This window comes from Phytobacter sp. MRY16-398, from assembly GCF_003925915.1.
Taxonomy (GTDB): Bacteria; Pseudomonadota; Gammaproteobacteria; order Enterobacterales; family Enterobacteriaceae; genus Phytobacter; species Phytobacter diazotrophicus.
Genome location: NZ_AP018756.1, coordinates 5,010,023 through 5,023,214, shown reverse-complemented (window position 1 = coordinate 5,023,214; position 13,192 = coordinate 5,010,023). Strand labels below are relative to the sequence as shown.

Here is a 13,192-nt window from a genome sequence, read left to right as displayed (position 1 = left end):
AATCATGATTGCTGTACTTTTCGAAGCCGACGCGGTTGCGGCAAAGCAAGAGCGCTACCTTGAGCTGGCTGCGGAACTGAAACCGCTGCTTGCCGATATCGATGGCTTTATCGCGATTGAACGTTTTCAAAGCCTGACCACCCCGGGGAAGATACTCTCGTTATCCTGGTGGCGTGATGAGGAAGCCATTCAGACATGGAGAAATAATCATTTTCACCGTGAGGCGCAGACGGAGGGGCGCGAGGCAATTTTTTCGTTTTATCGCATCCGTATTGCCCGTCTGGAACGGGAATATTCATCGGAAAACCGGAGGTAAGGTGATGTACGATATTTATGTAGTACTCAAAAACCTGCCGGGTGAGCTGGCGAAACTGGGCAAAACGCTGGGCAGTAACGGTATTGGTCTTGAGGGTGGTGGTGTCTTTACCCACAATAATGAAGGGCATGCCCACTTTCTGGTGGAAGAGGGCATACGGGCGAAAGTGGTACTGGAGCAACACGGTTTTGATGTCCGCGAGCTGCGCAGGCCTGTGATCCGTAAGCTCAAACAGGAGCGGCCCGGCGAGCTGGGCGAGATAACGGCAACGCTTGCATCCCATGGCGTAAATATTCTCGTGCAGTATAGCGATCACGCAAATCAGCTCATACTGGTGACGGATAATGATCTCGTTGCCAGCGAGGCAACAGAACCCTGGGCGGTTTATGCAACTTCATCCTGAACATCTTTCTGATGACGACGCACTTGAGCTTTCGGTCGCGGCAGTTGCCGCAGCGATGGCCGATCCATCACGCGTGAAAATGCTGTGTGCGCTGATGGATGGGCGGGCATGGACGGCAACGGAATTGAGTGTGGCGGCAGGCGTTGCGGCCTCCACCGCCAGCGCACATTTGAGTAAGCTGGTTGACAGCCAACTGGTCTGTTTCCTGTCGCAGGGTCGTCATCGTTACTACCGTCTGGCAGGCCAGGAGGTTGCCCGGTTGATTGAAATGATGATGGGCATTTCCTGGCGGCAGGATAAACCTTTAACCACACGCACGCCCGTGGCGCTGCGGCATGCACGCACCTGTTACGATCATCTGGCTGGTGAGCTGGCGGTAAACATTTATGACGCGCTGGTGGCGAAAGATTACCTGACCGCGGATGGTGCGTCGCTTACCGAAGAAGGGCTGGCATTTTTTATCCGGATGGGTTTACCGCTGGAAAATAAATCAACGCGTAAACGTAGCTGTGCCTGTCTTGACTGGAGCGAGCGGCGCTTTCATCTGGGGGGGCATGCAGGAGCGGTGTTGCTTATTTATTTTGAAACGAAGGGGTGGATCCGCAGGACGCCCGGGTTTCGTGAAGTTGCGCTGACTGCGAAAGGTCGGCAGGGGTTACAGACATTACTCGGCATCGACGTCGGGTAGCAGGCATAAAAAAACCCGCTTTACGCGGGTTCTTTCACAAAGTACAACAAGCGGGCGATTAAGCCAGTTTGCTGATCTGTGCAGTCAGGTTTGCTTTATGACGCGCAGCTTTGTTTTTGTGGATCAGACCTTTAGCGGCCTGGCGATCCACGATCGGTTGCATTTCGTCAAATGCTTTCTGTGCAGCAGCTTTGTCGCCAGCTTCGATCGCAGCGTACACTTTCTTGATGAAAGTACGCATCATAGAGCGACGGCTTGCGTTGTGTTTGCGAGCCTTTTCAGACTGAACGGCGCGCTTCTTAGCTGATTTGATATTAGCCAAGGTCCAACTCCCAAATATGATCTATATGGACAATTCAAAGGCCGAGGAATATGCCCTTTTAGCCTTCTTTTGTCAATGGATTTGTGCAAATAAGCGCCGTTAATGTGCGACGCTACGTTACGTATTGATGGCGCAGGATTCTACCAGCTTGTGGTCATCGAATACAGCCTTTCCACTATAAAAATCGCTTTCCGGCCCAGTTTTTCATGCGGTAAGAAGGCAGCCTGATGAAATCCTTCTCCTTTCTGGCGGGTTCGGGCAATCGTCGGTTAACGTTGCACGTTGTACAAGGTATACTTTGACGATTTTCACTGTTTTGAGCCAGACATGAAGCTGATACGCGGCATACATAATCTCAGCCAGGCACCGCACGGGTGTGTGCTGACTATTGGTAATTTCGACGGCGTGCATCGCGGCCATCAGGCACTTTTACAAGGGCTTAGCGAAGAAGGTCGTACCCGTGCTCTCCCCGTGGTGGTGATGATATTCGAGCCGCAACCTCTCGAACTTTTCGCGAGCGATAAAGCGCCTGCGCGCCTGACCCGACTGCGGGAAAAACTGCGCCTGCTGGCCGAATGTGGCGTCGATTACGTACTGTGCGTACGTTTTGACCGGCGTTTTGCCGCCTTGACGGCGCAAACCTTCGTCAGCGACCTGCTGGTTGACAAACTTGGCGTGAAATTCCTCGCTGTGGGCGATGACTTCCGCTTTGGCGCTGGTCGCCAGGGGGATTTCTTGTTATTACAGAAAGCCGGTCTGAAATACGGCTTTGATGTTACCAGCACGCAAACCTTCTGCTCTGGTGGCGCGCGCGTGAGCAGTACGGCGGTTCGCCAGGCGTTGGCTGATGACAACCTTGAGCTCGCTGAACAACTGCTGGGCCGTCCGTTCAGCATCTCCGGGCGTGTGGTTCACGGCGACGAGCTGGGGCGTACTATCGGTTTTCCGACGGCGAACATACCGCTGCGCCGCCAGGTTTCCCCGGTCAAAGGTGTCTATGCGGTAGAAGTGGCTGGCTTAGGCGATACTTTACTGCCCGGCGTGGCCAACATTGGTACGCGCCCGACGGTTGCCGGGGTTCGCCAGCAGCTTGAAGTCCATCTGCTGGATGTTGTAATGGACCTCTATGGACGCCATATAGATGTAGTACTGCGTAAAAAGATACGCAACGAGCAGCGATTTACATCGCTGGATGAGCTTAAAGCGCAGATCGCGCGTGATGAGTTAACCGCCCGCGAGTTTTTTGGGCTATCAAACCCGGCTTAAATGCCTGTGTGATAAATACGGAACCGAGAATCTGATGAGTGACTATAAATCAACCCTGAATTTGCCGGAAACAGGGTTCCCGATGCGTGGCGACCTCGCCAAACGCGAACCGGGAATGCTGGCGCGTTGGACTGATGATGACCTGTACGGCATCATTCGTGCAGCCAAAAAAGGCAAAAAAACCTTCATTCTGCATGATGGCCCTCCTTATGCGAATGGCAGCATTCATATTGGTCACTCTGTTAACAAGATTCTGAAAGACATTATCGTGAAGTCCAAAGGCCTTGCGGGTTACGACTCGCCGTATGTGCCGGGCTGGGACTGTCACGGTCTGCCTATCGAACTGAAAGTAGAGCAGGAATTTGGTAAGCCGGGTGAGAAATTCACCGCCGCGGAGTTCCGTGCAAAATGCCGTGAATACGCTGCGACCCAGATCGACGGCCAGCGCAAAGACTTTATCCGTCTTGGCGTACTGGGCGATTGGGAACATCCGTATCGCACCATGGACTTCAAAACCGAAGCCAACATTATCCGTGCGCTGGGTAAAATCATCGGTAACGGTCACCTGCATAAAGGCGCCAAGCCGGTGCACTGGTGCGTTGACTGCCGTTCTGCGCTGGCAGAAGCGGAAGTTGAGTATTACGACAAAACCTCTCCGTCTATCGACGTGGCGTTCCATGCCGTCGATGTCGACGCGGTAAAAGCGAAATTTGGCGTTGCCAGCGTTAACGGTCCTGTCTCTCTGGTTATCTGGACCACCACCCCGTGGACGCTGCCGGCGAACCGCGCGATCTCTCTGTCCCCGGAATTTGACTATGCGCTGGTGCAGGTTGAAGGGCAGGCGCTGATCCTCGCGAAAGATCTGCTGGAAAGCGTGATGAAACGCGCTGGTATCAGTGAGTTTACCGTGCTGGGCGTGGTGAAAGGTTCTGACCTGGAACTGATGCGTTTTAAACACCCGTTCCTCGATTTTGATGTGCCTGCGATCCTGGGCGACCACGTGACGCTGGAAGCCGGTACCGGTGCAGTGCATACCGCCGGTGGTCATGGCCCTGATGACTATACCATCAGCCAAAAATACGGTCTGGAAATCGCTAACCCGGTTGGCCCGGATGGGGCATATCTGCCGGGTACGTATCCGATTCTGGATGGCGTAAACGTCTTCAAAGCGAACGATATTATCGTCAACCTGCTGCGTGACAACGGTTCACTGCTGCATGTCGAAAAACTGCAACACAGCTATCCGTGCTGCTGGCGCCACAAGTCGCCGATCATTTTCCGTGCGACCCCGCAGTGGTTCGTCAGCATGGATCAGAAAGGCCTGCGCATTCAGTCTCTCAAAGAGATCGATCGCATTGAGCAGGAAGGTCTGGCGAAAGAGAACCTGAGCGGCTGGATCCCGGCATGGGGTAAAGCACGTATCGAATCGATGGTCGCGAACCGTCCTGACTGGTGTATCTCCCGTCAGCGTACCTGGGGCGTGCCGATGGCGCTGTTCGTGCATAAAGACACCGAAGAGCTGCATCCGCGTACCACTGAACTGATGGAAGCTGTCGCTAAATACGTTGAGAAAGACGGCATTCAGGCGTGGTGGGATCTCGATCCGCGTGAAATTTTGGGCGATGACGCTGACAACTACGTGAAAGTGCCGGATACCCTGGACGTCTGGTTTGACTCCGGTTCAACAAGCTACTCTGTGGTTGACGCGCGTCCGGAATTTGGCGGCCACGCAGCGGATATGTATCTGGAAGGTTCTGACCAACACCGTGGCTGGTTCATGTCGTCTCTGATGATCAGCGTCGCGATGAAAGGCAAAGCACCTTACCGCCAGGTACTGACCCACGGCTTCACCGTCGATGGTCAGGGCCGTAAGATGTCCAAATCTATCGGTAATACCGTTTCTCCGCAGGACGTGATGAACAAACTGGGCGCGGATATCCTGCGTCTGTGGGTGGCATCAACCGATTATACCGGTGAAATGGCGGTTTCCGATGAGATCCTCAAACGTGCCGCCGATAGCTATCGCCGTATTCGTAACACCGCGCGCTTCCTGCTGGCGAACCTCAATGGTTTCGATCCGGCAAAAGACATGGTGAAACCGGAAGAGATGGTGGTGCTGGACCGCTGGGCGGTGGGCTGCGCGCAGGCAGCGCAGAAAGATATCATCAGCGCGTACGACTCCTATGATTTCCATGAAGTTGTGCAACGCCTGATGCGTTTCTGCTCCATCGAGATGGGCTCTTTCTACCTCGATATCATCAAAGATCGTCAGTACACCGCAAAGGCGGACAGCGTTGCCCGTCGTAGCTGCCAGACTGCGCTGTACCATATCGCAGAAGCGCTGGTGCGCTGGATGGCGCCGATCATGTCCTTCACCGCAGATGAAATCTGGGGCTACCTGCCAGGCGAGCGCGAAAAATATGTGTTCACCGGCGAATGGTATCAGGGGTTGTTTGGTCTGGCGGAAACCGAAGCCATGAACGACGCCTACTGGGAAGAACTGCTCAAAGTGCGTGGTGAAGTGAACAAGGTTATCGAACAGGCGCGTGCCGACAAGAAAGTGGGTGGTTCGCTGGAAGCGGCAGTAACCCTGTTCGCTGAACCTGAGCTGTCTGCGAAACTGACGGCGCTGGGTGACGAATTACGATTTGTCCTGTTGACCTCCGGTGCGAAAGTTGAAGATTATGCCAACGCTTGTGCTGATGCCCAACAGAGCGAGCTGCTCAAAGGTCTGAAAGTGGCGTTAAGCAAAGCCGAAGGTGAGAAATGCCCGCGTTGCTGGCATTACACTCAGGATGTCGGCAAGGTAGCGGAACACGCAGAAATCTGCGGACGCTGTGTCAGCAACGTCGCCGGTGACGGCGAAAAACGTAAGTTTGCCTGATGAGTAAACCGATCTTTTCAACAGGGCTACGCTGGTTGTGGCTGGTCGTCGTCGTGCTGATTATCGATCTGGGCAGCAAGTTCCTTATCCTCCAGCATTTTGCGCTGGGGGATACGGTGCCGCTGTTCCCGTCGCTTAATCTGCATTACGCGCGTAACTATGGCGCGGCATTTAGTTTCCTCGCGGACAGCGGTGGCTGGCAGCGTTGGTTCTTTGCCGGTATCGCTATCGGTATTTCTGTCGTGCTGGCGGTACTGATGTACCGTTCAAAAGCCTCGCAGAAGCTGAACAATATCGCCTACGCGATGATTATCGGCGGTGCGTTAGGCAATCTGTTCGATCGCCTGTGGCACGGTTTTGTCGTTGATATGATTGATTTTTATGTCGGCGACTGGCATTTCGCCACCTTCAACCTGGCCGACAGCTTCATTTGCGTCGGCGCGGCGCTGATTGTGCTGGAAGGCTTCCTGCCGAACGCGGCTGCGAAGAAACAGGCGTAACAAAACCTGCCGGGCGGCGTTACGCTTGCCCGGCTTGGGTTATCCTCAGGCCCGGTAAGCGTTATCGTCACCGGGCAAAACAAGTGAGCGTACCTGCATGTCAAAATCTGTACAGAGTAATAGCGCGGTGCTGGTGCACTTTACGCTCAAACTCGAAGATGGCTCCACCGCTGAGTCAACCCGCAACAATGGTAAACCTGCGCTGTTTCGTCTGGGGGATGGTTCACTGTCCGAAGGGCTTGAGCAGCACTTGCTGGGATTGAAAGCAGGCGACAAAAAAGCGTTTTCGCTGGAACCGGACGCGGCATTTGGCACGCCGGTTCCCGATCTGATTCAGTATTTCTCGCGCCGTGATTTTATGGACGCGGGTGAGCCGGAAATCGGCGCGATTATGCTCTTTACCGCAATGGATGGCAGCGAAATGCCAGGCGTGATCCGTGAGATCAACGGTGATTCTATTACCGTTGACTTTAACCATCCGCTGGCAGGGCAGACCGTTCATTTTGATGTCGACGTGCTGGAAGTGGAACCGGCACTGGAGGGGATGCATGCAGATCCTGTTGGCTAACCCACGTGGTTTTTGTGCGGGCGTAGACCGCGCGATTAGCATTGTTGAAAACGCGCTGGCGATTTATGGCGCGCCCATTTATGTCCGTCACGAAGTGGTCCACAACCGTTACGTGGTAGACAGCCTGCGTGAACGCGGGGCGATTTTTATCGAGCAAATCAGCGAAGTGCCGGACGGTGCGATCCTGATTTTCTCTGCTCACGGTGTTTCACAGGCGGTACGTAACGAAGCGAAAAGCCGCGATCTGACCGTCTTTGATGCCACCTGCCCACTGGTAACCAAAGTGCATATGGAAGTCGCTCGCGCCAGTCGTCGTGGGGAAGAAGCCATCCTGATTGGCCATGCTGGTCATCCGGAAGTCGAAGGCACCATGGGGCAATACAGCAACCCGAAAGGGGGAATGTACCTGGTGGAGTCGCCGGAAGACGTAGAGACACTCAATATCAAAGATATCAATAAGCTCTCTTTTATGACGCAGACGACACTCTCCGTGGATGATACTTCCGACGTGATTGATGCGCTGCGTCAGCGCTTCCCGAAAATTGTCGGGCCGCGTAAAGATGATATCTGCTACGCCACGACCAACCGTCAGGAAGCCGTGCGCGCACTGGCGGAACAGGCGGAAGTGGTACTGGTTGTCGGCTCGAAGAACTCGTCGAACTCCAACCGTCTGGCGGAGCTGGCCCAGCGTATGGGGAAATCCGCTTACCTGATTGATGATGCTTCTGATATTCAGGAAGAGTGGGTGCGCGAAATCAGTTGCGTTGGCGTAACGGCCGGGGCATCGGCGCCTGACGTTCTGGTGCAAAACGTTATCTCCCGTCTGCAGGAGCTTGGCGGTGGGGAAGCCATTCCGCTGGAAGGCCGTGAAGAAAATATCGTTTTCGAAGTACCGAAAGAGCTGCGGGTCGATGTTCGCGAAGTCGAATAACTTTTTCGCTTTGAGTTTATGAGAAGATGCCAGGCCTGACGCCTGGCATTTTTTATGGAGGATGTATGCGCCTGCCGATTATTCTCGACACCGATCCTGGTATTGACGACGCGGCTGCCATTGCCGCTGCGCTTTTTGCTCCTGAGCTTGATCTCAAACTGATGACCACGGTCGCAGGTAATGTCTCGCTGGGGAAAACCACCCGTAACGCTCTGCAATTGCTTCACTTCTGGAATGCCAATATTCCGGTAGCGAAAGGGGCGGCAACGCCTTTGCTGCGCCCGCTGCGCGATGCGGCAAGTGTCCACGGTGAATCCGGCATGGAAGGCTATAACTTTATTGAACATCAGCGCCAGCCGCTGGCAAAGCCAGCGTTTCAGGCGATCCGCGATGTGCTCATGGCCTCACCGGAGCCGGTCACACTGGTAGCGATTGGCCCATTGACCAACATTGCTCTGCTGTTATCCCACTACCCGGAATGTCAGTTCAACATTCGTCGTCTGGTGATGATGGGTGGCTCTGCCGGACGCGGTAACTTCACGCCGAATGCCGAATTTAATATCGCCATCGACCCGGAGGCGGCTGCGCGTGTCTTTGAAAGCGGGCTGGAGATTGTGATGTGCGGTCTGGATGTGACTAACCATGCAACGCTTACCCCGGATTATCTGTCTATGCTGCCATCGGGAAATCAAACCGGGAAAATGCTACATGCCCTGTTCAGCCACTACCGCAGCGGCAGTATGGCGACCGGGCTACGAATGCACGATCTCTGCGCGATTGCCTGGCTGGTGCGCCCGGACATTTTTACCCTGAAATCCTGCTTTGTGGCGGTGGAAACCCAGGGCACGTACACGGCGGGCACCACCGTGGTGGACATTGAAGGCCGTCTGGGGAAACCCGCGAATGCGCAGGTGGCCCTGGGTATTGATATCGATGCATTCCGCGCCTGGGTTGCAGACGTACTCAGTAAGGCGCCGTAAGCGAGACCAGCGGCATCTTCTCACTTAAATAATCAATCATTGCCCGCATTCTGGCGGGCATATGCTTTCCTGAAGACCACAGTAGCCAGAGCTGCCCGGAGTAGTCGCTAATAAATTCCCAGTCTGGCAGCACCTGAACTATCTCGCCTCGCGCCAGTGCCGCACTTGCGGTAAACAGCGGCAGGCTGCCTATCCCCAGATGGTTCAGCACCGCATCAAGACGCACGCCGGTGTGGTTAGCGGCATAGCGTCCGTGGGTCTGAATGGTTTCGCTTTTGCCACGCTTACGAAATTTCCAGCGTGAGTCTGCTGGCGTTTCGCCAAGACTGATGCAGCTATGCTGGCGTAAATCTTCCGGCTTCTCGGGTGTGCCGTGCTGGCGAAGATATTCCGGCGTGGCGCAAATCAGATGCTTAATCGGTATTAACGGCTTACCGTGCAGGCCGGGAGAAGGCGAGTCGGTAATGCGCAGCGCCAGGTCGACGCCGTCATCAATTAAATCCATATACCGATCTTCCAGGCGCAGCCGTACATCAACCTGCGGATAACGGACCAGAAATTCGCGCATGAGGGGGTGGATAACAAATCGCCCAACGGCTTTGGGCACGCTGATAGTCAGGGTGCCTTGTGCAATATCCTGCACGCTGCTGCCAGCATTCATTGCCTGTCTGGCGGCGTCGAGCATCATTTGCGCATGTTCGTACACGCTACGCCCGGACTCACTCAGCCGCAGTTTGCGTGTTGTACGGTGCAGTAATTTATTACCCAGCGCCTGCTCAAGGCGTGAAACGCAGCGGCTCATTGCAGATGGTGTCGCGCCGGAAACACGGGCGGCGGCAGAGAAGCTGCCCTGATCGACAATCAGAACAAAGGTCGCGAGATCGGGAAGTAGGGTGTTATTCATTTGTGTCTGCCAGGCAAAAGTGTGTTGAGAGCGCAACGGATTATCAAAGCCAGTGAAGATAATATACTGGTCGTGTAATCAGGAGGAAGAAGATGACAACACGAAATTACTACACCAGTGATGAGACACAGGGCCAGGCCAATGTTGTGCAATGTATTCCCGATGGGGAGGACGGTTATGTGATTGAGCTGGATGCCACGCTCTTTCACCCACAGGGAGGCGGTCAGCCTTCTGATGGCGGAACCATCGACGGCGTGCCCGTACAACGCGTTTTCGCCGACGGTGATACGGTATGGCACCGCACCGCCACGCCGGTCGCGCCAGGCCCGGTCACGCTCAGTGTCGACGGTGAATTACGTCATCTTCATGCACGCTGGCATTCGGCCGGACATCTGATTGGTTGTGCAGGTGAAACATTCGGCTGGCAGCCTGTAAAAGCCCATCATTGGCCAGGTGAGGGGCGCATTACTTTTAGCGGTAACGGGACTCTCACTGCGGAGATGTTAACGGCGAAAATCAGTGCGTGGATGGAGGAAAATCTGCCGCGACACATCGGCTTTTCCGAAGGAAAGCGGCACGTTCGCTTCGGCGAATTGCCTGCCTATGGTTGCGGCGGCACCCATGTCAGCGCACTGCGTGAAATCGGGCTCATCACACTTACCAATGTCAAAATGAAAAAAGGTCAGCTCGTGGTCAGCTATACAGTGGACGAACGCTGACCGTTCGCTGACGCGCGGTGCGTTGTCATGCAGCAAAAGACGAGGTAGTAACGCATCGCTGTAGTGAAAAATCTTCTTAGCATACCGATGATCAGTGTCTTATGTGGGTTTTGCTATTCAATTCGCAACATGCGAACACATGTCTTTTACTGATATTTCCCGCTGTTTATCATTTAATTCTAATTATCGGTGTTTTCGGCTGGTAGCCCCGACGCGGGCTGGTTAATCTGAGAACGATTTTCAGCATTTCATTAACAAAAGAGTACAACTATGCATGATGCACAAATCCGCGTAGCCATCGCGGGGGCCGGCGGGCGTATGGGCCGCCAGTTAATTCAGGCAACCCAGCAGATGGATGGCGTCGCGCTTGGCGCAGCGCTGGAGCGCGAAGGTTCTTCCCTGCTGGGCAGCGATGCAGGAGAGCTCGCTGGCGTGGGTACAACAGGCGTTACCGTGAGCAGCGATCTGCAGGCGGTAAAGGACGATTTTGATGTACTGATCGATTTCACCCGTCCGGAGGGAACCCTTGTTCATCTGGCGTTTTGTCGCCAGCACCGCAAAGGGATGATTATCGGTACCACCGGTTTTGATGATGCAGGCAAAGCGGCAATTCGCGAGGCATCGCAAGAGATTGCCGTTGTTTTTGCAGCGAATTTCAGCGTTGGCGTGAACGTAATGCTTAAGCTGCTGGAAAAAGCGGCGAAGGTTATGGGGGATTACACCGATATAGAAATCATCGAAGCACATCACCGCTATAAAGTAGATGCGCCGTCAGGAACAGCCCTGGCTATGGGAGAGTCTATTGCCCAGGCATTGAATAAAGATTTAAAAGATTGTGCGGTTTATGCACGTGAAGGCCATACCGGCGAGCGTGTACCGGGCACAATTGGCTTTGCTACCGTTCGCGCGGGCGACATTGTCGGCGAACATACAGCGATGTTCGCTGATATCGGTGAACGCATTGAAATTAGCCATAAAGCATCAAGCCGAATGACGTTTGCCAATGGCGCTGTTCGCTCTGCTTTATGGCTAAAAAACAAAGAAACCGGCCTTTTTGACATGCGAGATGTGCTGGATCTGAACAATTTGTAAAATTTATTACCCATCGTGATGTGGTTGTTGCAGTCGTAATGCATTGATTGCATAGGGCAATATTTTATTGCCCTTTTATTTTTCCCGACTTTATGTGATTTCCTCGTTTAAACCCCTATTAATGACTATCTTCCGTCTCATTATGGTTGCTGAAATGTAAATTTTGACCGTTTGGTCCACTTTCTACTAGAGCTGAGCCCGTGTAACCAGTTTTATGGCGACGCAAGCGTTTTCCTTCCTCCGGTAATGTGATCTTTTTGCCCTCTAAATCGTGCTATTCTTTTCTGGGGCGCAAAAAGACATGAAAAAGATGCGCTATGAGTTGACTTTTACCCTTCATGTCTCCAGAATGCCGCCGTTTGCAAAAAATTCGCGGTTACGCAAATTTGCATTGATTCGAGGCTTATAATTGAATTAATATGCAAATAAAGTGAGTGAATATTCTCTGGAGGGTGTTTTGATTAAGTCAGCGCTATTGGTTCTGGAAGACGGAACCCAGTTTTACGGTCGGGCCATAGGGGCAACAGGTTCGGCGGTTGGGGAAGTCGTTTTCAATACTTCAATGACCGGTTATCAAGAAATCCTCACTGATCCTTCCTACTCCCGCCAAATCGTCACCCTTACTTATCCCCATATTGGTAATGTCGGCACCAATGCCGCCGATGAAGAATCCTCTCAGGTACATGCGCAAGGCCTGGTCATTCGCGACCTGCCGCTGATTGCCAGCAACTATCGTAATACCGAAGACCTCTCTTCATACCTGAAACGCCATAACATCGTGGCGATTGCCGATATCGATACCCGTAAGTTGACGCGTCTGCTGCGTGAAAAAGGCGCACAGAATGGCTGCATCATCGCCGGGGACAATCTGGATGCCGCTCTGGCGCTGGAGAAAGCGAAAAGCTTCCCGGGGCTGAACGGGATGGATTTGGCGAAAGAAGTGACGACTGCCGAGCCATATAGCTGGACGCAGGGGAGCTGGACACTGAAAGGCGAACTGCCGGAAGCGAAAAGCGAAGATGAACTGCCGCTGCATGTCGTGGCGTACGACTTCGGCGCAAAACGTAACATCCTGCGTATGCTGGTGGACAGAGGCTGCCGTCTGACGGTCGTTCCGGCGAAAACGTCGGCGGAAGATGTCCTGAAAATGAATCCGGACGGTATCTTCCTCTCTAACGGCCCTGGCGACCCGGCACCGTGCGATTATGCTATCGAGGCAATCGAAAAATTCCTTGAGACCGACATTCCGGTATTCGGTATCTGTCTTGGCCACCAGTTGCTGGCGCTGGCGAGCGGCGCGAAAACTGTGAAGATGAAGTTCGGTCACCATGGCGGCAACCACCCGGTAAAAGATATCGATAACAACACCGTGATGATTACCGCACAGAACCACGGTTTTGCAGTAGATGAAGCCTCCATGCCTGCAAACCTGCGCGTCACGCATAAGTCATTGTTTGATGGCACCCTGCAGGGGATTCATCGCACGGATAAACCGGCATTCAGCTTCCAGGGCCATCCTGAGGCAAGCCCGGGTCCGCACGACGCTGCGCCGCTGTTTGACCATTTTATCGAGTTAATTGAGATTTACCGTCAGTCTGCTAAATAATCAGGAGCGAAAA

At 53.7% G+C, this 13,192-nt stretch carries 14 protein-coding genes and 1 pseudogene; 13 read left to right on the top strand and 2 right to left on the bottom strand.

Annotated elements, in window-relative coordinates; translation table 11 throughout:
- Window positions 1-4 precede the first annotated feature (4 nt).
- From MRY16398_RS24515 to MRY16398_RS24505, 3 genes are read left to right on the top strand one after another with little or no spacing between them, the layout of a single operon-like run.
- Window positions 5-316, top strand: coding sequence for an antibiotic biosynthesis monooxygenase family protein (locus MRY16398_RS24515; protein WP_039078294.1), 312 nt, complete (start codon window positions 5-7; stop codon window positions 314-316).
- A 4-nt stretch (window positions 317-320) separates the two neighbouring features.
- The gene (locus MRY16398_RS24510) at window positions 321-719 is read left to right on the top strand and encodes an amino acid-binding protein (protein ID WP_125125357.1); all 399 of its coding nucleotides are present in this window, start codon (window positions 321-323) and stop codon (window positions 717-719) included.
- Entirely contained in the window at window positions 703-1,407 is a 705-nt protein-coding gene (locus tag MRY16398_RS24505; RefSeq protein ID WP_039078296.1) for an ArsR/SmtB family transcription factor, read from the top strand. Before MRY16398_RS24510 ends, MRY16398_RS24505 begins: the two co-directional genes overlap by 17 nt.
- A gap of 58 nt (window positions 1,408-1,465) precedes the next feature.
- Here MRY16398_RS24505 and rpsT read toward each other — a convergent pair whose 3' ends face one another.
- Window positions 1,466-1,729 (bottom strand): 30S ribosomal protein S20, encoded by a 264-nt coding sequence (rpsT, locus tag MRY16398_RS24500; protein WP_039078297.1) that lies wholly within the window; start codon window positions 1,727-1,729, stop codon window positions 1,466-1,468.
- Window positions 1,730-1,831: 102 nt separating this feature from the next.
- Between rpsT and MRY16398_RS31470 the strand changes: the two are divergent.
- The 7 genes and pseudogenes from MRY16398_RS31470 (at window position 1,832) to rihC (ending at window position 8,858) form a co-directional block, all read left to right on the top strand.
- Window positions 1,832-2,031, top strand: a pseudogene (locus MRY16398_RS31470) (DUF2575 domain-containing protein).
- Between the two features lie 25 nt (window positions 2,032-2,056).
- Complete coding sequence (gene ribF / locus MRY16398_RS24490; RefSeq protein WP_039078298.1) at window positions 2,057-2,995, top strand: bifunctional riboflavin kinase/FAD synthetase; 939 nt, start codon at window positions 2,057-2,059, stop codon at window positions 2,993-2,995.
- Window positions 2,996-3,029: 34 nt separating this feature from the next.
- Complete coding sequence (gene ileS / locus MRY16398_RS24485; protein ID WP_125125356.1) at window positions 3,030-5,879, top strand: isoleucine--tRNA ligase; 2,850 nt, start codon at window positions 3,030-3,032, stop codon at window positions 5,877-5,879.
- Window positions 5,879-6,379: a signal peptidase II gene (gene lspA, locus MRY16398_RS24480; RefSeq protein ID WP_071193614.1), complete on the top strand. Its 501-nt coding sequence runs from the start codon at window positions 5,879-5,881 to the stop codon at window positions 6,377-6,379. Before ileS ends, lspA begins: the two co-directional genes overlap by 1 nt.
- Before the next feature lie 97 nt (window positions 6,380-6,476).
- Window positions 6,477-6,947 (top strand): FKBP-type peptidyl-prolyl cis-trans isomerase, encoded by a 471-nt coding sequence (gene fkpB / locus MRY16398_RS24475; RefSeq protein ID WP_039078301.1) that lies wholly within the window; start codon window positions 6,477-6,479, stop codon window positions 6,945-6,947.
- Window positions 6,928-7,878: a 4-hydroxy-3-methylbut-2-enyl diphosphate reductase gene (gene ispH / locus MRY16398_RS24470; RefSeq protein ID WP_039078302.1), complete on the top strand. Its 951-nt coding sequence runs from the start codon at window positions 6,928-6,930 to the stop codon at window positions 7,876-7,878. The genes fkpB and ispH overlap by 20 nt, the downstream gene beginning before the upstream one ends.
- A gap of 65 nt (window positions 7,879-7,943) precedes the next feature.
- Window positions 7,944-8,858 (top strand): ribonucleoside hydrolase RihC, encoded by a 915-nt coding sequence (gene rihC / locus MRY16398_RS24465; RefSeq protein WP_125125355.1) that lies wholly within the window; start codon window positions 7,944-7,946, stop codon window positions 8,856-8,858.
- Here rihC and MRY16398_RS24460 read toward each other — a convergent pair.
- A complete protein-coding gene (locus tag MRY16398_RS24460; RefSeq protein ID WP_125125354.1) occupies window positions 8,842-9,762 on the bottom strand; it encodes a LysR family transcriptional regulator in 921 nt (306 codons plus the stop codon). The genes rihC and MRY16398_RS24460 overlap by 17 nt on opposite strands.
- Before the next feature lie 92 nt (window positions 9,763-9,854).
- On the opposite strand from MRY16398_RS24460, the gene MRY16398_RS24455 reads away from it, so the two are divergent.
- The 3 genes from MRY16398_RS24455 (at window position 9,855) to carA (ending at window position 13,179) form a co-directional block, all read left to right on the top strand.
- Window positions 9,855-10,481 (top strand): alanyl-tRNA editing protein, encoded by a 627-nt coding sequence (locus MRY16398_RS24455; RefSeq protein ID WP_125125353.1) that lies wholly within the window; start codon window positions 9,855-9,857, stop codon window positions 10,479-10,481.
- A gap of 270 nt (window positions 10,482-10,751) precedes the next feature.
- Window positions 10,752-11,573, top strand: coding sequence for a 4-hydroxy-tetrahydrodipicolinate reductase (gene dapB, locus MRY16398_RS24450; protein WP_125125352.1), 822 nt, complete (start codon window positions 10,752-10,754; stop codon window positions 11,571-11,573).
- A gap of 457 nt (window positions 11,574-12,030) precedes the next feature.
- Window positions 12,031-13,179, top strand: coding sequence for a glutamine-hydrolyzing carbamoyl-phosphate synthase small subunit (gene carA / locus MRY16398_RS24445; RefSeq protein ID WP_039078307.1), 1,149 nt, complete (start codon window positions 12,031-12,033; stop codon window positions 13,177-13,179).
- The last annotated feature ends 13 nt before the right edge of the window (window positions 13,180-13,192 follow it).